The sequence below is a fragment of the Georgenia alba genome, from assembly GCF_042665525.1.
Classification (GTDB): domain Bacteria; phylum Actinomycetota; class Actinomycetes; order Actinomycetales; family Actinomycetaceae; genus Allobogoriella; species Allobogoriella alba.
This window is the reverse complement of the sequence record NZ_JBHTCQ010000002.1, coordinates 810234-831825: the sequence shown is the minus strand read 5'-3', so window position 1 is coordinate 831825 and position 21592 is coordinate 810234. Positions and strand designations below refer to the sequence as shown.

At 73.1% G+C, this 21592-nt stretch carries 16 protein-coding genes; 2 read left to right on the top strand and 14 right to left on the bottom strand.

Annotation, left to right across the window (positions count from 1 at the left end):
- Window positions 1-5: 5 nt before the first annotated feature.
- Genes ACFQQL_RS13655 through aspS form a run of 3 tightly spaced genes read right to left on the bottom strand, consistent with a single transcriptional unit; the run spans window position 6 to window position 3804 of the window.
- The gene (locus ACFQQL_RS13655; protein ID WP_382395254.1) at window positions 6-626 is read right to left on the bottom strand and encodes an L-threonylcarbamoyladenylate synthase; all 621 of its coding nucleotides are present in this window, start codon (window positions 624-626) and stop codon (window positions 6-8) included.
- A gap of 21 nt (window positions 627-647) precedes the next feature.
- Window positions 648-1970 (bottom strand): glycoside hydrolase family 3 N-terminal domain-containing protein, encoded by a 1323-nt coding sequence (locus ACFQQL_RS13650; protein WP_382395252.1) that lies wholly within the window; start codon window positions 1968-1970, stop codon window positions 648-650.
- 1 nt (window position 1971) lies between these two features.
- Entirely contained in the window at window positions 1972-3804 is a 1833-nt protein-coding gene (gene aspS / locus ACFQQL_RS13645; protein WP_382395250.1) for an aspartate--tRNA ligase, read from the bottom strand.
- Between the two features lie 307 nt (window positions 3805-4111).
- Here aspS and ACFQQL_RS13640 point away from each other — a divergent pair, with 307 nt between their 5' ends.
- Window positions 4112-5899 (top strand): DEAD/DEAH box helicase, encoded by a 1788-nt coding sequence (locus tag ACFQQL_RS13640; protein ID WP_382395248.1) that lies wholly within the window; start codon window positions 4112-4114, stop codon window positions 5897-5899.
- Here the strand turns inward: ACFQQL_RS13640 and ACFQQL_RS13635 are convergent.
- The 5 genes from ACFQQL_RS13635 to ACFQQL_RS13615 all read right to left on the bottom strand — a co-directional run bounded on the left by ACFQQL_RS13635 (window position 5866) and on the right by ACFQQL_RS13615 (window position 12209).
- On the bottom strand, window positions 5866-6426 hold the full coding sequence (locus tag ACFQQL_RS13635) for a P-loop nucleotide/nucleoside kinase family protein (RefSeq protein WP_382395246.1): 561 nt from the start codon (window positions 6424-6426) through the stop codon (window positions 5866-5868). The genes ACFQQL_RS13640 and ACFQQL_RS13635 overlap by 34 nt on opposite strands.
- On the bottom strand, window positions 6423-8078 hold the full coding sequence (locus ACFQQL_RS13630) for a GTPase (RefSeq protein WP_382395244.1): 1656 nt from the start codon (window positions 8076-8078) through the stop codon (window positions 6423-6425). The genes ACFQQL_RS13635 and ACFQQL_RS13630 overlap by 4 nt, the downstream gene beginning before the upstream one ends.
- Entirely contained in the window at window positions 8075-9868 is a 1794-nt protein-coding gene (locus ACFQQL_RS13625; protein ID WP_382395242.1) for a dynamin family protein, read from the bottom strand. Before ACFQQL_RS13625 ends, ACFQQL_RS13630 begins: the two co-directional genes overlap by 4 nt.
- Window positions 9869-10036: 168 nt before the next feature.
- A complete protein-coding gene (hisS, locus tag ACFQQL_RS13620; protein ID WP_382395240.1) occupies window positions 10037-11404 on the bottom strand; it encodes a histidine--tRNA ligase in 1368 nt (455 codons plus the stop codon).
- Between the two features lie 67 nt (window positions 11405-11471).
- Window positions 11472-12209, bottom strand: a complete 738-nt coding sequence (locus tag ACFQQL_RS13615; RefSeq protein WP_382395238.1) for an MBL fold metallo-hydrolase — start codon at window positions 12207-12209, stop codon at window positions 11472-11474.
- 390 nt (window positions 12210-12599) lie between these two features.
- On the opposite strand from ACFQQL_RS13615, the gene ACFQQL_RS13610 reads away from it, so the two are divergent.
- Entirely contained in the window at window positions 12600-13892 is a 1293-nt protein-coding gene (locus ACFQQL_RS13610; protein ID WP_382395236.1) for a DUF349 domain-containing protein, read from the top strand.
- An 11-nt stretch (window positions 13893-13903) separates the two neighbouring features.
- On the opposite strand, the gene ACFQQL_RS13605 is transcribed toward ACFQQL_RS13610, so the two are convergent.
- The 6 genes from ACFQQL_RS13605 to ruvB form a co-directional block, all read right to left on the bottom strand.
- Window positions 13904-16231 carry a RelA/SpoT family protein gene (locus ACFQQL_RS13605; protein WP_382395234.1) on the bottom strand — a complete coding sequence of 776 codons (2328 nt, stop codon included), beginning with the start codon at window positions 16229-16231 and terminating at the stop codon, window positions 13904-13906.
- Window positions 16232-16269: 38 nt separating this feature from the next.
- The gene (locus tag ACFQQL_RS13600; protein WP_382395232.1) at window positions 16270-16818 is read right to left on the bottom strand and encodes an adenine phosphoribosyltransferase; all 549 of its coding nucleotides are present in this window, start codon (window positions 16816-16818) and stop codon (window positions 16270-16272) included.
- Entirely contained in the window at window positions 16815-17918 is a 1104-nt protein-coding gene (gene secF, locus ACFQQL_RS13595; RefSeq protein WP_382395230.1) for a protein translocase subunit SecF, read from the bottom strand. The genes ACFQQL_RS13600 and secF overlap by 4 nt, the downstream gene beginning before the upstream one ends.
- Window positions 17918-19987: a protein translocase subunit SecD gene (secD, locus tag ACFQQL_RS13590; RefSeq protein WP_382395228.1), complete on the bottom strand. Its 2070-nt coding sequence runs from the start codon at window positions 19985-19987 to the stop codon at window positions 17918-17920. The genes secF and secD overlap by 1 nt, the downstream gene beginning before the upstream one ends.
- A 43-nt stretch (window positions 19988-20030) precedes the next feature.
- Window positions 20031-20477 (bottom strand): preprotein translocase subunit YajC, encoded by a 447-nt coding sequence (gene yajC / locus ACFQQL_RS13585; protein WP_382395226.1) that lies wholly within the window; start codon window positions 20475-20477, stop codon window positions 20031-20033.
- Between the two features lie 98 nt (window positions 20478-20575).
- Complete coding sequence (gene ruvB, locus ACFQQL_RS13580) at window positions 20576-21577, bottom strand: Holliday junction branch migration DNA helicase RuvB (protein WP_382395394.1); 1002 nt, start codon at window positions 21575-21577, stop codon at window positions 20576-20578.
- Window positions 21578-21592 lie beyond the last annotated feature (15 nt).

Below are 21592 nucleotides of genomic sequence, written 5' to 3'. Positions count from 1 at the left end.
TGGGGTCAGGCGAATCGCGAGACGTCCCCGGCGCCCTCCCGGACCACGTCGGGCGCACCCGAGGTGAGGTCGACGACGGTGGTGGGCTCGGCGGAGTCGACCTCGCTGTCGACGACGGCATCGAGCAGGTGACCGACCTGGTCCTTGACCACCCACCCCTCGGAGAGCGGCTCGGGCTCCCCGGGCAGGATGAGGGTCGAGGAGAGCAGCGGCTCCCCCAGCTCGGCGAGCAGCGCCTGGGTGGCCCGGTGCGCGGGGATGCGCACGCCGACGGTGTGCTTCTTGGGGTGCATGAGCCGTCGCGGCACCTCGGGCGTCGCCGGGAGGATGAAGGTGTACGGCCCGGGCGTCAGGGACTTCACCAGCCGGAAGACCGGGTTGTCGACGTGCACGAACTGGCCGAGCTGGGCGAAGTCTCGGCACACGAGCGTGAAGTGGTGCTTCGCGTCGAGGCGGCGCAGGGACCGGATGCGGTCCAGGCCGGACTTGTTCCCCAGAGCGCATCCGACCGCGTAGCCGGAGTCCGTCGGGTAGGCGATGAGGCCGCCGTCCCGGACCACCTCGACGGCCTGCGCCACCAGCCGCGGCTGCGGGTCGTGCGGATGGATCTCCAGGTACCGGACCATGCGACCAGTGAACCAGGCCGGTCAGCCGGCCGCGTCCCAGAGGTCGGCGACCGGCTGAGCCGCGCTCCCGACGTCGTCGGGGCCGACCGGCCCGGCCCGCTCGGCGAGCTCCGCCTGGTACCGGGCCATCGCGATGACGCGACCGGCAGCCTCGTCGACCCTGTCCCGCGAGAGCCTGCCGTCCTCGAGGGCGGCGACGATCCCCGCGTGGGCGGCGGCGTCGTCCGTCGGCCCGAGCAGGAGGTCCGCCCCGGCGTCCAGCGCGGCGACGGCGATGTCGCCGGGTCCCCCGACCGAGCTCAGGGCGCCCATCTCCAGGCCGTCGGTGACCGCGACGCCGGAGAAGCCGAGGTCCTCCCGCAGCACCCGGTACGTCTCGGGCGAGACGGAGGCTGCGACGCCGGGGTCCCAGGCCTGGACGTCGATGTGACCGACCATGACCGTCGGGGTCCCCGCCGCGATGGCGGCCTGGAACGGGGGTAGGTCCTGGGCGGCGATCTCCGCGTCGGACCGGTCCTGCACGGGCAGGTCCACGTGCGAGTCGCTGGTCAGCGATCCGTGCCCGGGAAAGTGCTTCGCCGAGGGCAGCACGCCGGAGTCGAGGAAGCCGGTGGTCGTCTGGCTCACGGTGGCGCTGACGAGGCCGGGGTCGGAGCCGGCGGAGCGCGTCCCGATCGTGACGTCCTGCCCGGGCACGGTCACGTCGGCGACCGGCGCCCAGTCGGTGGTGAAGCCCGAGGCCCGCAGCTCGACCCCCATCGCCTCGTACGCGTCGTGCACGACGTCGTGCTCTCCTGCGGCGACGGCCTGCCCGGCGACGTTGTAGGCGGGGAAGTCCGTCCAGGGGCCGACGTCGGAGCCGAGCCGCTGGACGATGCCGCCCTCGTTGTCGGTGCTGATGATCGCCGGCCAGTCGCGGCCGTCCGCCGCGACGCCGTCCTGGACGGACTCGGTGAGGGCAAGGACCTGGTCGAGGCCCGTCACCGCGTCGCCCATGACGATGACGCCGGCCAGGTGCAGATCGGCCACGTGCGCGCCGACGGCGGCCGGGTCCGGCACCGTGGTCGTGGAGACGATGACCTGGCCGGCCACCTCCTCCGGCGTCATCTCGGCCGCCACGCGAGTGGCGGCCTCGACGTCCGCCGGCGTCGGACCCCACGGGTTCGGGTAGTCGGGCGGCTCGGTCGGGGTGGGCTCCGCCGTCGGGTCGTCCGACTCGCTCGGCGTCGGGCTGGGCGTGCCCGTCTCCGTCGCCGAGGACTCCGGCACGGAGGAGGTGCAGGCGACGAGCGCGACCCCCGCCGCCAGCACCGCGGGAAGCAGCGACGCCCGTCGCCCGAACACGTCAGGACGCCGTCGCCGGCTCGTTGCTGTGCTCCGCCGCCCGGTCCCGGCCCTCGCGGGCGTCCGTGGCTGCGGTGTCCTTCGGCTTGGCATCGACTCCGGCCTCCTTGCGCTGCTGCGGCGTGATCGGTGCGGGTGCCTGGGTGAGCGGGTCGAACCCCCCTCCCGACTTCGGGAAGGCGATGACGTCACGGATCGAGTCCGAGTGGGCCAGCAGCGCCACGATCCGGTCCCACCCGAACGCGATGCCACCGTGCGGCGGCGCCCCGTAGGCGAAGGCGTCCAGGAGGAAGCCGAACTTCTCCTGCGCCTCCTCCGGCCCGATGCCCATGACCGAGAACACCCGCTCCTGGACGTCGCGGCGGTGGATACGGACGGAGCCGCCGCCGATCTCGTTGCCGTTGCAGACGATGTCGTAGGCGTGGGCGAGCGCCTCGCCGGGGTGCTCCTCGAACGTCTCGACCCACTCGGGCGAGGGGGCGGTGAACGCATGGTGCACGGCTGTCCAGGCGCTGTGGCCGACTGCGACGTCGTCGTCCTCGCCCGTCGGCTTGAACAGCGGCGCGTCCACGACCCACACGAAGGACCAGGCGCCCTCGTCGATGAGACCGACCCGGCGCCCGATCTCCAGGCGGGCGGCCCCCAGGAGGGACCGCGAGGGGCCGGTCGGACCGGCGGCGAAGAACACGCAGTCGCCCGGCTCGGCGCCGACGGCACTCTGCAGGCCGTCGCGCTCGGCGTCGGAGAGGTTCTTGGCCACCGGGCCGCCGAGCGTACCGTCCTCGCCGATCGTGACGTAGGCCAGGCCGCGGGCGCCCCGCTGCCTCGCCCATTCCTGCCACGCGTCGAAGGTCCGGCGCGGCTGGGCGGCGCCCCCGGGCATGACCACGGCGCCCACGTAGGGTGCCTGGAACACCCGGAAGGGGGTCTCCGCGAAGAACTCGGTGAGGTCGGTCAGCTCGAGGCCGAACCGCAGGTCCGGCTTGTCCGTGCCGTACTTCTCCATCGCCTCGCGGTAGGTGATGCGCGGGATCGGCCGGTCGATCTCGTAGCCGATGAGCCGCCACAGCTCGGTGAGGATCTGCTCGGACAGCTCGATGACGTCCTCCTGGTCCACGAAGCTCATCTCGACGTCGAGCTGGGTGAACTCGGGCTGACGGTCGGCGCGGAAGTCCTCGTCCCGGTAGCAGCGCGCGATCTGGTAGTAGCGCTCCAGCCCAGCGACCATGAGCAGCTGCTTGAACAGCTGCGGGGACTGCGGCAGTGCGTACCAGCTGCCCGGGGCGAGCCGCGCGGGGACGAGGAAGTCCCGGGCGCCTTCGGGGGTGGACCGGGTGAGCGTCGGGGTCTCGACCTCGACGAAGTCGTGGGCGTCCAGCACGCGGCGGGCGGCCTGGTTGGCCTTGGCGCGCAGGCGCAGGTTGTCACCCTGCTGCTTGCGGCGCAGGTCGAGGTAGCGGTGCCGCAACCGGGCCTCCTCCCCGACGGCGCCGGACTCCTCGGCATGCTCGGAGACCTGGAAGGGCAGCGCGGCCGCGCTGTTGAGGACGGAGACGTCGGAGGCCACCACCTCGATGGCACCGGTGCCGAGGTTCGGGTTCTCGTTGCCCTCCGGCCTGCGGCTCACCTCGCCGGTCACCTGGATGACGTACTCGGAACGCAGGTCGTGCGCGACCTCCTCGCGGATGACGACCTGGGCGATGCCCGAGGCGTCCCGCAGATCGACGAACGCCACTCCCCCGTGATCGCGACGACGGTCGACCCATCCGGCGAGGGTGACGGTCTGTCCGATGTCGCTCGCCCGGAGCGAGCCTGCGGGGTGAGTGCGAAGCACGAGTGAGCCTCCATGTCGGGCTGTGCTGGTGCGTGCTGCACGTGACACGCACCAGTGAACGCCAACAGATCCTAGTTGGCCCGGCCTGCCCGGAGCGATCCGGATCCAGGCTGGCACACCGGGTGGGCAAGGTCACGCGGGCCGCTCTGCCGGTGCGGGCGTGTGGCCCGTAGGCTTGAGGCTCCTGGAGTGCACGTCACCGCCAGGCCCTTCGCGGAGGTTGCGCAGGTCGGGCCACGAGCGGATAGGTGCGACGCCGACCCGGCGCCGTCACCCACACTCCGCCTCGTGAGATGTGAGTCCCCCTGTGACCGTTGTGTCCGACACCGCCCTGCCCACCCCCGCCGTCGAGAGCCCCGACGTACCCACCTTCGCCACCCTCGGCCTCCCCCGCCCGCTGCTCGCCGCCGTCGAGAGCCTCGGGTTCAGCACACCGACCGACATCCAGGCGGAGGCCATCCCCGTCCTGCTGTCCGGCCGTGACGTCGTCGGCATCGCCCAGACCGGCACCGGGAAGACCGCCGCGTTCGGCCTGCCGCTGCTCGCGGCCGTCGACCCGTCCGAGCGATCGGTCCAGGCCCTCGTGCTGACGCCGACCCGCGAGCTCGCGGTCCAGGTGTCCGACGCGATCGGCACGTTCGCCGGCTCCACCGGTGTGCGCGTGCTGCCCGTCTACGGCGGTGCGAGCTACCTGCCCCAGCTGCGGGGCCTGCGCGACGGGGCCCAGGTCGTCGTCGGCACCCCGGGCCGCGTCATGGACCTCCTCGAGCGCGGCAGCCTGGACCTCTCCGGAGTCGGCTTCTTCGTCCTGGACGAGGCCGACGAGATGCTCCGCATGGGCTTCGCGGAGGACGTCGAGACGATCGCCGCGCACGTGCCGGCCGAGCGCCGGACCGCCTTGTTCTCGGCCACGATGCCGGCCTCCATCCGCCGGGTCGCCGACACCCACCTCACGGACCCCGTCCGGGTGGCCGTCTCCCGGTCCGCCTCGACGACCGCGACCGTCCACCAGACGTACGCCGTCGTGCCGTTCCGGCACAAGGTCGGGGCGCTGGCCCGTGTGCTGGCCACCTCGGACGCCGACGCGGCGATCGTCTTCGTGCGCACCAAGGCCGCGGTCGAGGACGTCGCCCTGGAGCTCGCCGGGCAGGGTGTCTCCGCGGCAGGCCTGTCCGGTGACGTCCCGCAGAAGGAGCGCGAGAAGCTCGTCGAGCGCCTGCGGTCCGGCAGCCTGGACGTGCTGGTCGCCACCGACGTCGCCGCCCGTGGGCTCGACGTGGAGCGGATCGGCCTCGTGGTGAACTTCGACGTCCCCCGAGAGGCGGACGCGTACGTGCACCGCATCGGCCGGACCGGCCGCGCGGGACGGACCGGCCGAGCGCTGACCTTCCTCACCCCACGGGAGCGCGGCCGCCTGGCGCAGATCGAGCGGCTCACGGGCTCCCGGCTCGAGGAGATCACCGTGCCGTCGCCCGCCGACGTCTCGGCGCACCGGGCCGCCCGGCTCATGGAGCGTGCCGCGGAGCGGCGCACGTCGGGCCGGCTCGAGCTGTACCGCGACCTGCTGCGGTCCCACACGGCCGAGACCGGCGCCGACCTGGAGGAGGTGGCCGCCACGCTGCTCGCCCTCGCCGTCGGTGACGACGGCCCCCGCCGTCAGGACGACGGCCGCCGTGCCCGCCACGAGGAGACCGTCGACCAGGACGGGACGTTCGTCGCGGCCCGCTTCGACGGGAGCCAGAAGGGCGCTACGGGCCGCGGCGCCGCCGAGCGCGGCGGCCGTCGCCGGTCCGGTGCCAGCGGCACGCGGTACCGCGTCGACGTCGGTCACAAGGACGGCGTCCAGCCGGGCGCCATCGTGGGTGCCATCACCGGCGAGGGCGGGTTGCGTGGCGACGAGCTGGGCAAGATCGACATCTTCCCGAGCTTCTCCCTGGTGGAGATCGCGGGCGACCTGAGCCCCGAGACGACCGCTCGCATCGGAGCCGCCCGGGTGGCCGGGCGCCGTCTGCGTATCCGGCCGGACACCGGGCCGCGCGCGCCGCGCGAGGTGCACAACGGTCAGGTGCGCCGCCCCCGCGGCCGCAAGGGCTGAGGTCCGACGGCGCGTTCCACTGCTGCCCACGCCGCGGCCAGCGCGGCGTCCCTCGAGGTAGTGTCCACCGCCACGGCCGAGCCGTCGCGCCGGGAGTCCCACGGCTCCCAGGGCTGGCGGACCACGTCCTCCCAGGTCGGGACACGCTGCCCGACGAGGTCGGGAGCGCGCTCCCGGACTCGCCGCTCGTGCGCGACGGGGTCGGGGAGCACGGTGACGAGCTGCACGAGCCGGGCCTGCGCGCCCTCGGCCGTGGTGCGCCACGCCGAGCGGGAGTCGGGCACCGGGCACACGGCGTCCACGACGACGTGACCACCGAGGCGCAGGTTGGCCGCGGCGAGCTCGTGCGCGACGGCGTAGCCGGCCACGCCCGGACGGTCGGTCCCGGCCCTGCGCAGCGCCGTCTCGACGGCGTCGACCCGTAGACAGGTCGCTCCGAGACGCGCGGACAACGCCCCCGCCAGGGTGGTCTTCCCGGTTCCCGGCCGGCCCGCCACGACGACCAGCAACGCGGGATCGTCGTTCACCGGCTCGACCGCCCCGCCAGTGCGACGACCGAGCGCCGGAACTCGGCGAACCCCTCGAGCTCCTCTTCCAGTGGGGCGAGGACCTGGGTACTGATCGTGTCGTCGACGTCCTGGCGCAGGCGTTTCTCGACACGTCGGGCGCGGCGCCGCGCGCCGGCGCGGGCCATGGCGCCGCCGAGCAGTGCCACCACGAGCCCGGCGAGCACGCCTCCCAGCAGCAGGACGGTCGGCAGCGGGACCGGGCCGACCATCGGGGTGGCGGGCTCGGGGAGCTGGAGGTAGCCGAGCACGGCGAGGGCACCCAGCCACCCACCGCCGGCGACGGCGCAGGTGAGCAGCAGCCACTGCAGGACTCCCAGCACGCCCCACCACACCGGGCGCCGGGTCTGCTCGAGCTCCGCACCGGCGATGCGCTGGTCCAACGCGTCGACCAGCGACGGGATCCGCTCCTCGACCTCCCGCAGCACGTCGTCGCGCCAGGGGCCAGGCAGGTGTGTCGCGGCAGAGCCGGCGAGGGCGTGCGCAGCCGAGCGGACGGCCGCCTCCTGCACCGGCGTCGCGGCGGGGAGGGAGGTGCGGGCGAGCCGCGCGTCCGCCGAGCTCGCCCGGTCCAGGTGGAGCCGGCGGACCGGGTCGGGGCGCAGCCGCGACAACCACCGCACCGGCGGCCACCCGACCCTGCGCCGGGCGGCCCGGACATAACCGGCCCGCACGGCCTCGCGCACCGCGTCGACACCGGCCGCGTCGGCCGCCGCGTCGGCGAGACGCCGTGCCGAACGGTCCTCGACCGCGGTCGGGGTCTGCTGCCCGCCGGAGTCGATCTCGGCGGCGCGGGCGAGTCGGCCGGCGGCGGTGCGGACGTCCGCTGCGAGGCGGACCCGCGCGGCGCGGGTGGAGACGGCGACCGCCTGCACCCGCTCGCGGAGCAGGTCCACCCCCTCCCCGGTCCGGGCCGAGACCGGCAGCACGGGCACGTCGTGCAGGCCGTCGCGGGCCAGCAGCCGGTCCAGGTCGTACAGGACGCCGTCGCGTTCCTCCGCCGCCAGCGTGTCCATCTGGTTGAGGACCACCAGGGTGACCTCGGCGTGCGCCGTCATCGTGGCCAGGTAGTCGCGGTGGACCACCGCGTCGGCGTACTTCTGCGGGTCGAGGACCCAGACGAGGACGTCGACCGAGCGGGCCATCCGGCCGGCGATCGCCCGGTGCTCGCGTGCTGTGGAGTCGATGTCGGGCAGGTCGAGCAGGATCAGGCCGGCCAGATCCTCCGGGGCGCCCATGACAGTGGTCCGTTCGGGGACCTCGAGCCAGTCCAGGAGCTCGGCGGCGTCGTCCCCAGCACCGTCGGCGCTCCACACGGCGGCGAGCGGCCGGGTGGTGGTGGGCCGCCGGGCCGCGACCGTGGCGGCCTCCCGACCCACCAGCGTGTTGAACAGGGTTGACTTGCCCGAGCCGGTGGCACCGAGCAGCGCCACGACGGTGCGGCCGGCAGCAAGGTTCTGCCGCTCACGCGCCCGCGTCAGCAGGGTCCGCGCCTCCTGCACGTCCGCCGTCGGCAGGTGCCCCTCGGCCAGCGACGTGGCGCGCTCCAGCCGCTCGAGATCCTCGGGCAGGGTCGCGGCGTCGTCGGCCCGCCGGCGGCGCAGGAACCTCACAGCCCCGCCTCCGCCCGCCGGGCCGCCACGACGGCGGCGACCGCCTCCCGCACCCGGTCCGCCGCCGAGGGGTCGATGCCCGTGGCGGTCAGCGCGGTCCGGTACACGTCCGCCTGACCGGCCAGCAGCGTGCCGGCACGGTCGTGCAGGTCCCGGCGCGCCGCGGCGGCCATGCGGCGGACCGCCTCGTCACCGAAGACGGCTTCGAGGATCTTCTGCGCGACCACCGCGGTGCCGCCCGCCACGACGATCTCCGCGCCGACCAGTCCTCCGGTCGAGGCGAACATGACGACCATGAGGGCGATCCCCAGTCCGTTGACCCCGAAGGCCAGCATCCGCGCCGTGAACCGCTTGTCGGCGCCCTCGCTGCGCACCATGGTCAGCAGGGCGTCCTGCCACGCACGGACCTGGGCCGCGGACTCCTCGGCGAGCCGCCGCTCGTCCGGGCGGTGCCCCGCGGCGTCCTCGAGGACCGCACGGGCTCCCGGCTCACGCCGCCAGAGGTGATCCACCTCGGCGGCGGCCCGCTCGCTCTCGGCCACCAGCAGCGTCTGCAACCCGGTCTCGATGGCCACCTCGACCCGGTCGGTGGCCGGCGGGCGCCCGCGGAAGAAGCTGCCCACCCGGTCCCGGATGCGGCCGACCTGGGCCTCCACCGAGCGGAAGAACTCGCCGGTGCCGACGAACTCCTGCCACCGGGCCAGGACCTCCCCCCGCAGCAGCGTCCCGTCCTCGGTGGCCGTCATGATCCGCTCGTGCGCCTGGGCGTACGCGTCGTCGACCTGACGGGCGAGACGCAGGTAGGTCTCGGTCTGGTGCTGCGCCCCGTCGGCCACCAGGGTGGCGCGGCCGAGAGCCGCGTCCACGGCGCCGCCGAGGGTCTGGCGGGCCACCGCCGCGCGGGAGCCGGCATCGGCCGCCAGGCCGCGAAGCCACCCGAGGACCGGCTCGACGTCCTCGGTGGGCAGCAGCCCGGACGCGTCGAGCTCGCTCTCCCCGACCACGAACAGCGGCGCGCGGCCCAGGCCCTCGTCCTCGAGGCGCGCGGCGAGATCGTGCCGCACCTCCGCCGAGACGCCGGCCGGCACGCGGTCCAGGACCACGGCGACCACGATCCGGCGGTCGGCGGCCTCGGTGAGCAGGCTCCACGGCACGGCGTCCCCGTAGCGAGCCGCCGTCGTCACGAAGATCCACAGGTCGGCCGCGGCGAGCAGCTGGTTGGCGAGCCGCCGGTTCTCCGCGACCACGGAGTCGATGTCCGGGGCGTCCAGCAGCGCGAGCCCCGGTGGCAGTGCCTCCGAGGTCCGCAGCTCCAGCTCGGTCCGGGGCCCGTCGTCGGCCGGGGCCGTCGCGCTACCTCCGGCGGGCTCGGACGTCGGCGGGGTGGGTGGCGCCCCGGGCTCGACGTGCACACGGGCGAGCCCGGGCAGGATCCGGTCGTCGCTGAACCAGGCAGCGTCGTCAGGCTGGTGCACGAGCAGGGGACGGCGCGTGGTCGGGCGGATCGCCGAGGCGGCAGTGACCTGCTCGCCGAGCAAGGTGTTCACCAGGGTGGACTTCCCGGCACCGGTCGAGCCGCCGACCACCGCGAGCAGCGGCGCCTCGAGCTTCTCGTAGCGCGGGATGACGTAGTCCGAGAGCTGGTCGAGCACCTCGCGTCGGTCGGCCCGCGAGGCGGCCGCGTCCTCGACGTCGAGCGGGAGGACCACCCCCGACAGGACCTCGCGGAGCCGTTCGAGCGCGGCCAGCGCGGCGCGGGCGTTCTCCCCGGTGCCGGCGGGGAGACTCACTGTGCTACCCCTCGTTCGCGCTGCGGTGCCTCGCTCCGGCACACCTCGTCCCTCGGCGTACCTCCGCGGGGGCTCCTCGCACTCACTGTGCCACCCCTCGTTCGCGCTGCGGTGCCTCGCTCCGGCACACCTCGTCCCTCGGCGTACCTCCGCGGGGGCTCCTCCCGCTCACTGTGCCTCGTCCCGCACCACGACGCGCGGCCAGCGGTCCACCGCGGGCGGTTCCCAGGTGCGTGCGTCGGCCGGCACCTGCTCGCCGGAGCGGATGTCCTTGACCTCGCCGTCGGGGAAGCTCTCGGAGGCGAACCAGACGAACGGGATGCCGCGCCGTTCGGCGTACCGGATCTGCTTGCCGAACTTCGCGGCGTTGGCGGCCACCTCGCACGGGATGCCCCGGTCGCGCAGCGCCCGCGCGACGGCGTCGCTCCGGTGGCGTGAGGCCTCCTCGGCAACGGCGACCAGCACGGCGCTGGGCACCGGCCTGCTGCCCGCGAGCACGCCGTCGTCGAGCAGCGGTATCAGGGTGCGGGAGACGCCGAACGAGACGCCGACCCCGGGATAGGTGGTGCGGCCGTCGGAGGCGAGGGCGTCGTACCTGCCGCCGCCGCCGACCGACTTCAGGCGCTCGTACCCGCTCATGAAGATCTCGACGACCGTACCGGTGTAGTAGTCCAGCCCTCGCGCGATGCGCAGGTTGGCCTCGACGCGGACGCGCCGGTGCTCGCCCGCCGAGCAGCCCTCGACCACGGCCGCGAGCTCGGCGAGCCCTTCGTCGAGCAGGTCGTCCACGACGCCGAGTGCCCGGACCTGCTCGACGAACGAGGAGTCGGCAGTCCGGATCGTCGCCAGCTGGAGACACCGCTCGGCCTGCTCGCGGCTCGCACCGGCGTCGCTGACCAGCAGGTCCGCGACCGTCTCGGCGGGCAGCTTGTCGAGCTTGTCGACGGTGCGGATCGCGGCGGTCACGTCCGGCATGCCGAGGCCGCGGTAGAAGCCCTGGATGAGCTTGCGGTTGTTGAACTGGAAGCTGACCTCGGGGAGCCCGACCTCGCCGAGCGCGTCGAGGGCCTCGACCATCACCCGCATGACCTCGACGTCGTGGTGGAACGGCAGCACGTCCTTCCCGACGACGTCGACGTCGGCCTGGGTGAACTGCCGGTAGCGACCCTCCTGGGGCCGCTCACCACGCCACGCAGGCTGGATCTGGAAGCGACGGAACGGGAACTGCAGGCGGCCGGCGTGCTCGAGCACGTAGCGGGCGAAGGGGACGGTGAGGTCGAAGTGCAGGCCGAGCCCACCCTCGTCCGTGCCGCGTGGTGCGTCCTCGGCCGCCTGGAACCGGCGCAGCACGTAGATCTCCTTGTCGATCTCGCCGCCCTTGGCCAGCCGATCCATCGGCTCGACCACGCGAGGCTCGATGCTGGCGAACCCGTGCAGCTCGAACGTGCGCGACAACGAGGCGATCACGGCGCGCTCGACGGTGCGTTCGGCCGGCAGCAGCTCGGGGAAGCCGGACAGGGAGGACGTACGTGCCATGGCGCTGATCTTGTCATCCCGCGCTCCCCGGCGGCGATCGCGCCCGGGTCCCGGCGGGTCCGCCCGCTCAGCGGCCGGTGGCGGCGCGGATGTGCGGGTTTGTCGCGGTCTCGTGCGCCAGCACGGTCGACGGGCCGTGCCCCGGCAGCAGCACGGTTGACGGCGGTAGCGAGTGCACGAGGGTGCGGAGTGTGGCGACCATCTCCTTCTCGTCCCCGCCGGGCAGGTCGGTCCGGCCCACCGACCCGGCGAAGACGACGTCACCGCAGAACCCGAGGAGGGGGCTCGCGTCGTCGCGTGCGGTGCCGGCCGGGAGCACCGCCGTGTCGACGTCGTCGAGCTCGCCGGCGAGGAGCAGGATGACGGAGCCCTCGGTGTGCCCGGGTGCCGGGACGGCCCGCACCACCACGCCGGGGACCAGCTCCGCTCCCCCGCCGCTGAGCACCTCGCCTGGCAGGCTGCGCACGTCACCGGGGCGCTGCCACGGCTCTGCGGCGAGCTCTTCGAACAGGCCGGCCAACGGCTCGCCGAGCGCAGCTGCCGGGTCCTGCAGCCGGTAGGCGTCGGGGCCGGCGACGTACACCGGCGCGTCGGCCGCGACGGCCGCCGCGTCCCACACGTGGTCCGCGTGGCCGTGCGTGAGCGCGACCGCCCCGACGTGCAGGCCGTGCTCCGCCACGAGGTGCCGGACCTCGGCGGCCGTGCCCGCTCCCGGGTCGATGACCAGGGCGGCGCCGCCCGCCGCACCCGCGACGACGTAGCAGTGCTCCTCCAGCACGGGTGTGGTGACCCGTCGTACCAGCATGATTGCTCCCTCCCGGTGCGAGGCTAGCCAACCCGCGCCGACGACGGTCGCGGCCCGACGGCCGCGCAGGAGTCCCTACACTGAGAGCGATGTCACGTCGGCGTGGGGACGCTCCGGACGGACCCGGCGGGTTCGACGGCGGGGTCGCCGTGACATGACCTGGGTGAAGTACCGAGAACGGTGTGGCCTACGCCAACCCCGTCAGCACAAGGAGCGCGATCCGTGACCGACCAGCGGGACCCCCGAGAGAACCCGTCCTCCCCAGACAGCGCAGCAGACTCCCGAGACAGCTCGGCAGACGCGCCCGAGGCGAGCAGGCCAAGGCCCACCCCGGCCAGCATCCGGCCGAAGCCCGGCCCGCGTCCCGGAACCGGGCCGACACCCGCCGCCGTGGCGCCGGCCCAGCCCGCCGTCGTCCCACCGGTGGACAGCCACGCGGAGTCGGAGGCGGCCGGCTGGGGCCGCGTGGACGAGGACGGCACGGTCTACGTGCGGGAGGCGGCCGGGGAACGGGCCGTCGGCCAGTACGCGGGACCCGACCGTTCCGAGGCGCTCTCCCTCTACGTCCGCCGGTTCCTGGACCTGCAGGCCCAGGTGGCCCTCTTCGAGACGCGGCTGCCGCAGCTGGCCCCCAAGGAGATCGACCAGACCCTCGCCACCCTGGCCGAGGCCCTGGAGAGTCCGGCCGCCGTCGGCGACGTCGACGGGCTCCGCGCCCGTTTGGATCGCCTGCGCGACGCTGCCGAGGAGCGCCGCAGGCAGGCGGCCGCGGAGCGGGAGGCGGCGCGCACCGCGGCGGTCGCCGCTCGCACCGGGATCGTGGAGCAGGCCGAGGCCATCGCGGAGCAGGACCCGTCCCGCACGCAGTGGAAGCAGTCGGGTCAAAGGCTGCGAGACCTGCTCGAGGAGTGGAAGCAGGCGCAACGGTCCGGGCCTCGTCTGGATCGTGCCACCGAGGAGCAGCTGTGGCGCCGGTTCTCCCACGCGCGGACCGCGTTCGACCGGCACCGGCGCCAGTTCTTCTCCGAGCTGGACGCGCGGCAGGCAGAGGCCAAGGAGATCAAGGAGCGGCTCATCGCCCGCGCCGAGGAGATGTCCTCCTCGACCGACTGGGGTCGCACCACCGCCGCCTACCGTCAGCTCATGGACGAGTGGAAGGCTGCCGGGCGCGCGTCGCGGAAGGAGGACGACGCGCTGTGGGCCCGGTTCCGTGCGGCGCAGCAGGTCTTCTTCGACGCCCGGAACGCGCAGAACGCCGAGATCGACGCGGAGTACGGCCGGAACCTCGAGGCGAAGCTCGCGCTCCTGGAGCGCGCGGAGGCGCTCCTGCCGGTCACCGACGCCCGGGCGGCCCGGGCGGCCCTGCGTCCCATCCAGGACGAGTGGGAGGCCGCCGGCCGGGTGCCGCGCGGTGACGTGCAGCGTGTCGAGGGACGGCTGCGGGCCGTCGAGCAGGCCATCCGCTCCGCGGAGCAGGCGGCCTGGGACCGGTCGAACCCCGAGACCAAGGCGCGCGCGGAGGGTGCTGCGGCGCAGCTGAACTCCGCCATCGAGCAGCTGGAGAGCGAGCTCGCGGCGGCCGAGGCGTCGGGGGACGAGAGCAAGGTGGCGGAGGCGCGGGCCGCGCTCGACGCCCGCCGCGCCTGGTTGGACCAGGTCCGGCGCACGGCCGACCGCGGCTGAGGCCCCGCCGGTCAGACGGGGCTGGTGCGGGTCGACCGCGATCCCGTGACCCGGTAGGCGTCGAAGACGCCGTCGATCTTTCGGACCGCGTTCAGGACGTGGCCGAGGTGGGACGGCTCCGCCATCTCGAACACGAACTTCGAGATCGCGACCCGGTCCCGCGAGGTGCTCACGGACGCCGACAGGATGTTCACGTGGTTCTCCGAGAGCACGCGCGTGACGTCCGAGAGCAGGGCGTTGCGGTCCAGGGCCTCCACCTGGATCTGGACGAGGAAGGAGCTCTGGGCGCTCTTGGCCCAGCTGACCTCGACCATCCGCTCCGGTTGCTTACGCAGGCCCTCGACGTTGCCGCAGTCGGCGCGGTGCACGGAGACGCCGGCACCGCGGGTGATGAACCCGACGATCGGGTCGCCGGGGACCGGGGTGCAGCAGCGCGCCAGCTTCACCCAGATGTCGGTGTCGGACATGCCCTCGACGATGATGCTGTTCTCGGAGGTCCGTGGCCGCTGGCGCTGCTCACCGGGGACGGTCGCCTCGGCCAGGGTCTCCTCGGCCCCGGACTCTCCCCCCATGGAGTCCACGAGCCGGCTCACGACGTTGCCGGCCGAGATGTGGTTCTCCCCGATGGCCGCGTACAGGGCATCGACGTCGCTGTAGCGCATGTCGGTGGCCAGCGCGGAGAGCGAGTCGTGGTTCATGAGCCGCTGGATGGGCAGGTTCTGCTTCCGCATGGCCCGCGTGAGCTGCCCCTTGCCCGCCTCGATGGCCTCCTCGCGCCGCTCCTTGGTGAACCATGAGCGGATCTTGTTCCGGGCGCGCGGGGACTTCACGAAGCTCAGCCAGTCGTGGCTGGGCCCGGCGCCCTCGGACCGGGAGGTGAAGACCTCGACCGTGTCGCCGTTCTCCAGGGTGGAGTCCAGCGGAACGAGCTTGCCATTGACGCGCGCCCCGACCGTGGAGTGCCCGACCTCGGTGTGCACCGCGTAGGCGAAGTCGACGGGCGTCGCCCCGGCCGGGAGCGAGAGGACGTCGCCCTTGGGGGTGAAGACGTAGACCTGCGCGCCCGACATCTCGTACCGCAGCGAGTCGAGGAACTCCCCCGGGTCCGCCGTCTCGCGCTGCCAGTCGACGAGCTGACGCAGCCAGCCCATCTCCTCCGCCCCTGCGGGTGCCGGTGTGCCCCCACGGCCCCCGCGCGTGTTGGGGTTCTCCTTGTACTTCCAGTGCGCGGCCACGCCGTACTCGGCGCGCCGATGCATCTCCTGCGTGCGGATCTGGATCTCGACGGGCTTGCCGCTCGGGCCCACCACGGTCGTGTGCAGCGACTGGTACAGGTTGAACTTCGGCATCGCGATGTAGTCCTTGAACCGCCCCGGGAGGGGGGTCCACCGGGCGTGCATGGCGCCGAGCGCGGCGTAGCAGTCGCGGACCGTGTCGACCAGGACGCGGACACCGACGAGGTCGAAGATGTCGTCGAAGTCCCGGCCCCGGACGATCATCTTCTGGTAGATCGAGTAGTAGTGCTTGGGGCGGCCCGTCACGACACCCTTGATCTTCGCGGTGCGCAGGTCGTCCTCGATCTGCCGCGCGACGGTCTGCAGGTACTCGTCGCGGGCGGGGGCCCGCTCGGAGACGAGGTGGACGATCTCGTCGTAGACCTTCGGGTAGAGCGTGGCGAAGGAGAGATCCTCCAGCTCCCACTTGATGGTGTTCATCCCGAGCCGGTGCGCGAGCGGCGCGTAGATCTCCAGGGTCTCCCGGGCCTTGCGCTGCGCGGACGCCGCCGAGACGTACTTCCACGTGCGGGCGTTGTGCAGGCGGTCGGCGAGCTTGATGACGAGGACCCGGATGTCCTTGGCCATGGCCACGACCATCTTGCGGACGGTCTCCGCCTGCGCGGCGTCGCCGTACGTCACCTTGTCCAGCTTGGTCACGCCGTCGACGAGGAGCGCGATCTCCTCGCCGAACTCCGAGCGCAGCTGGGTCAGCGGGTAGTCCGTGTCCTCCACGGTGTCGTGGAGCAGTGCCGCAGCGAGCGTCGGCGGGGTCATGCCGAGCTCGGCGAGGATCGTCGCGACGGCGACCGGGTGGGTGATGTAGGGGTCGCCGCTCTTGCGCTGCTGCCCCTGGTGGGCCCGCTCCGCGACCCCGTAGGCACGCAGGATGAGCTGGGTGTCGGCCTTGGGGTGATTGGCGCGGACCGCGCGCAGCAGGGGTTCTACCGCGGGCGGGTTGTTGTGGCCGCGGGAGCCGAGCCAGACCAGGCGCGAGCGCACCCGCGAGCTCGGCACCGTGTCGGTGCCTCCGTCGCGAGGCGTCGGTACCCGTTCACCGGCCATCTGACGATGGTACGGCCGTTTCGGCGGTGGCTCGAACCTCAGTACACCAGGACGGAGTCCACCTGGTACCCGTCGAGCCGGTCGCGGCCGCGCAGGTCGGCGAGCTCGAGGAGCATGGCGAGGCCCACCACGCGGCCCCCGGCCTGCCGGATGAGCTCGACGGCGGCGGCGCCGGTTCCGCCCGTCGCCAGCACGTCGTCGACGATCAGCACCCGCTGCCCGGCGGAGACGGTCTCCGGGCGCAGCTCCATCCGTGCCGTGCCGTACTCGAGGGCGTAGTCGACGCCGATGACGGGGCCCGGCAGGCGTCCGGCCTTCCGCACGGTGAGCATGCCGACGCCGAGCGCCGCGGCGAGGGGCGCGGCGAGGATGAACCCGCGGGACTCCAGGCCGGCCACGGCGTCCACGCGGCCTCCGTAGACGTCCGCCAGGCCGCTCACGAGGGCGCCGAACGCCGGTCCGTCCGCCAGCAGCGGGGTGATGTCGCGGAAGAGGATGCCCGGGGACGGGAAGTCGGGGATCTCGCGGATGTGCGAGCGGACCAGATCGGTCAGCTCCGCGGGGAAGCTCACTCCCTGGGGCGTCATCGTCGTCCCTTCTTGCGGCGCGGCTGGGCGGTCTGCCCGAGATGGCGACCGGCGACGACGCCGACGCCGGTCAGGTCCGCGGTGGTGGCGGTGACGTCCACCTCGCCCTCGTCGCCGGCGGCACGGCGTCGGCGCTCGCGCCGCTCGAGGACCGTACGGGTGTGCTTGGCGATCGTGTCCCGTCGCTCGCGTAGCGCGGCGTCGATCGGGGCGGCGAGGAAGATCGAGGACCAGGTGGACAGCAGCATGCCGACGAAGAGCGCGAGGGAGATGTCCCGCAGCGTGCCCGCCCCGAGCAGGAACGCACCGATGAACAGGATCGCCGCCACCGGAAGCAGGCCTGTGACCGAGGTGTTGATCGACCGGACCATCGTCTGGTTGACGGCGAGGTTCGCGCCCTCGGCGTAGGTGCGCTTGTCCTGGGTGAGCAGGTGGGCGTTGTTCTCGCGCACCTTGTCGAAGACCACGACCGTGTCGTACAGCGAGTACCCGAGAATGGTGAGCAGGCCGATCACGGAGGCGGGCGTGACCTCGAAGCCGACGGCGGCGTAGACACCTGCGGTGACCACGAGGTCGTGCACCAGCGCCCCCACCGCACCGACGACCATCGTCCAGGTCCTGAAGTACAGGACCATGATCAGGGAGATCAGCACGAGGAAGACACCGAGGCTGACCAGAGCTTGCGCCATGACGTCCTGACCCCAGGTGGGGCCGATGAACGTCGCCGCGACGTCGTCGACCGGCACGCCGTACGCCTCGGCAAGACCGTCGCGGACCTCACGGGTCTCGACGTCGGAGAGGCGCCCGGTCTGCACGCGGACCGTGTCGTCGCCGACCGCGGAGACGCGCGGCGGCTCGCCGCCGGTCTCGCCGACGACGTCGTTAGCCGGCTGCTCGGCGGTGGTCTCGGCGCCGGAGACCGTGAACTGCGAGCCTCCCACGAACTCGATGCCGAGGTTGACGCCGCGCGTGAGGAGCAGCGTCGCGGACGCGACCATGAGTGCCACGGCGGTGATGAACCAGGTCTTGCGGCGTCCGACGATGTCGTGGGACCGGCGGCCGGTGTAGAGCTCGTTGCCCCAGCGGCGGAAGGAGAACATCAGCGCTCACCGTCCTTCTCGTCCGTGCCGCCGGTCCGGGCCGCCTCGGCCTCCTGCTTGCGCTGTCGTGCCCGGCGCTCGGCGATGGTGAGCCGGCGCCCGTCTTCGTCCACCGGGGGCGGCAAGGGCGCCCGGGCGGGCTGGTCGGCGGCGGAGCCCTCGTCGGCGCCGGACTCCGGCGCGGGCCTGTCAGATCCGGCGCTGTCAGACTCCGCGCTGTCCGGCTGCTTGCTCGCCGGGTCTGCGGGCGCGGTGTCCCCCGCAGGGCGGTCACGATCCACGCTCGACGTTCCCGTCCGCACTGACCGCGCCCCGACCAGCTCGCGCTCCTCCGCGGGCTCGCGCGTCGCCGCCCGTGGCGCCTCTGGCCTGCCGAAACGGCCCCGGCCCCGGTACGTGAAGGAGGTGGCACCGAGGCTCTCGGGCTCCAGGCCGGAGAGCTTGTGGCCCTGCCCGAAGAACTTCGTACGGACGAGCAGGAGCATGACCGCGTGGGTGAAGCCGAAGACGACCACGACATCCACGAGCGTCACCAGGCCCAGCGTGAAGGCGAACCCCTGCACGCCGCCGACGGCGAGCAGGTACAGCACGACGGCGGCGGTGAGGTTGACGGCGTCCGAGGCGAGGATGGTCCGCCGCGCGCGTGGCCACCCGTGCTCGATGGCGGCGGCGAGCGTACGGCCCTCGCGGACCTCGTCCCGGATGCGTTCGAAGTAGACGATGAACGAGTCGGCCGTGATACCGACCGCGACGATGAGGCCCACCACGCCTGGCAGCGACAGCCGGTATCCCACGAGCCACGACATGAGCGCGATGAGGCCGTAGGTGATGACACCGGCGAGCACGAGCGAGGCGACCGACAGCAGGCCAAGCCCGCGGTACTGCCAGAGCATGTACACGACCACCAGCCCGGCACCGATCAGGCCCGCGAGGATTCCGCGGGAGAGCTGCTCGGTGCCGAGGGTCGCGGAGATCTGCTCCTGGGACTGGATCTCGAAGTCGATCGGCAGGGAGCCGAAGTTCAGCTGGTTGGCCAACGTGGAGGCGGACTCCGGCGTGAAGTTGGCGCCGTCGATGCGCGCACGGCCGTCGTAGATCGCGGCGTTCATCACCGGCGCGCTGATGACCAGCCCGTCGAGGACGATGCCGAACTGGTTCTGCGGCTGCTGCATGCTGACGAGCCGCTCGCTGAGCTGTCCGAAGACCTCGCTGCCCGAGTCGTCGAGCCGGAGGTCGACGCCCCACTCGCCCGTCGGGTAGCCCTGCTGGTTGACGCTCTGGCCCGAGGTGGCGGAGACGATGTTCGAGCCGGTCAGCGAGGTCGGTCCGAGGATGTACTTCTCGGTCCCTTGCTGGCTGCAGGCGACGATCGGGGAGTCGACCGGGTCACGGCCGCCGCCGGTGCGGTTCGCCGGATCCGTGCAGTCGAGCGTGAAGTAGTCGTAGCTGAGCTGCTCGGTGATCCAGGCCTGGTCCGAGGAGTTCGCCGGTTCCTGTGCCGGCTCGTCGGAGAGCTCGCCGTTCTGGTCGGAGTCCGCCGCCTGGCGTGCGGCCTGCTCGATCTCCTCGCGCGTGGGCGGCGGCCCGGTGTCCTCCTCCGTGGGCTCCTCGGAGGGCTGGCCGGACGGGTTCTGCTGCTGCTCCTCGAGCGCCTGTGGGTCGATCGGGCCGGCCCCGCCGACGACGAGGACCGGGCGGAACCGTAGCTGCGCGGACTGCCCGACGAGCTCGATGGTCTCGTCGTCCGGCGTGCCGGGCAGGGCGACCACGATGTTCGACCCGCCCTGGTTGGTGATCTCCGCCTCGGCCACGCCCGACGCGTCGACGCGCTGGCGCATGATCGCGATCGCCTGGTCGATGTCCTCCTGCGTGATCTCCGACCCGTCGGAGGCGCGTGGCGTGAGGATCAGCTGCGTCCCGCCCTCGAGGTCGAGCGCGAGCTTCGGGGTCATCGAGGCGTCCTCGGTGAACCGGGAACCGGCGATGAGCGACCCGAAGAGGGCCGCGACCAGGACTCCGAGCAGGACGAGGGTCCGGACGGGATGTTCTCGACGAGGGCGTGCCGCCATGACTTCCTTCTGCTGCGTCCGCCCGCGGAGCGGGCGGGTCAGGTCAGCGCTTGTCGTCTCCGAGGCGGCCGTCGTCGCCGACGGTGGGTCCGCCGGGCCGCATGGTCGGGTCCTCGGTCGTGGTGCTGGGCTGCTCCGGCGTCGTCGTCACGTCGGCCGGCCCGGGCTCCTGGGCCACCTCGGGCTGCTGGGTCTCCTCCTCGGAGTCCTCGTCCTCCTCGACGACGGCGTACGGCGGTTCCTTTGCCTCCTTGATGGCGTTCTTGAACCAGATGGTCTCCTGACCGGCCGGGCTCTCCAGGGTGATGACGTCGCCGTCGACGTCGACGACCTTGCCGAAGAAGCCGCCGATGGTCATCACCCACGTACCGGGCACCAGCGCCTCGTTGAGGCGCTCACGCGCCGCGGCCTGCTGCTTCCTCCCCCGGCTCGTCACGAACCACATGAGTCCGAGCATGACGACGAGGAAGATGAGGATCTCTGGACCCATGGGAAACGGTCTCCGATCACGGACGGGGGCTAACCAGGCGAGTCTAGGTGTTCTGCGGCGACCGGACGAACTTCCGCGGCCGCGAGCGAGCCGCAGACTCAGTCGAAGAGGGTCGCATCACCCGGCTGGGCCAGCCCGAGATGCTGGTATGCCGCGGCGGTAGCGGCCCGACCGCGGGGCGTGCGCACGACGAGCCCTTCCCGGACGAGGAACGGCTCCGCGACGGTCTCGACGGTCTCGGGCTCCTCGCCGACGGTCATCGCCAGGGTGGACAGTCCCACCGGTCCCCCGCCGAACCGGCGGCACAGGGCGTCGAGCACGGCCCGGTCGAGGCGGTCCAGGCCGAGCTCGTCGACCTCGAAGACCGACAGTGCGCCGTGGGCCGCCGCCAGGTCGAGCTCGCCCGTGCCGCGCACCTGAGCGAAGTCCTGGACCCGGCGCAGCAGCCGGTTGGCGATGCGCGGGGTGCCGCGTGAGCGGGACGCCAGCTCCCGCGCGGCGTCGTCGTGGAGGCTCGCGCCGAGCAGCCCGGCGCTGCGGCGCAGGACGCGCTCGAGCTCACCCGGGTTGTAGAACTCCAGGTGCCCGGTGAAGCCGAACCGGTCCCGCAGCGGCGCCGGCAGCAGGCCCGCCCGCGTCGTCGCCCCGACCACGGTGAACGCCGGCAGCGTCAGCGGGATCGAGGTGGCGCCCGGGCCCTTCCCGACGACCACGTCGACCCGGTAGTCCTCCATGGCGAGGTAGAGCATCTCCTCGACAGGCCGCGCCAGGCGGTGGATCTCGTCGATGAAGAGGACGTCGTGCTCCTGCAGGGAGGACAGGATGGCGGCGAGGTCGCCCGCGTGCTGGATGGCCGGCCCGGAGGTGAGCCGCAGGGCACCCTCGACCTCGTGGGCGATGATCATCGCCAGCGTGGTCTTGCCGAGTCCCGGCGGTCCGGACAGGAGCACATGGTCCGGAGGCGTGCCGCGGGACCGCGCGGCCTCGAGGACCAGCGAGAGCTGCTCCCGGACGACTTCCTGCCCCACGAAGTCGGCGAGGCGCTTGGGGCGCAGCGCAGCCTCGGCCGCCCGCTCGACGTCGTCCGCGCCGGCCTCCATCACGCCGTGCTCGAG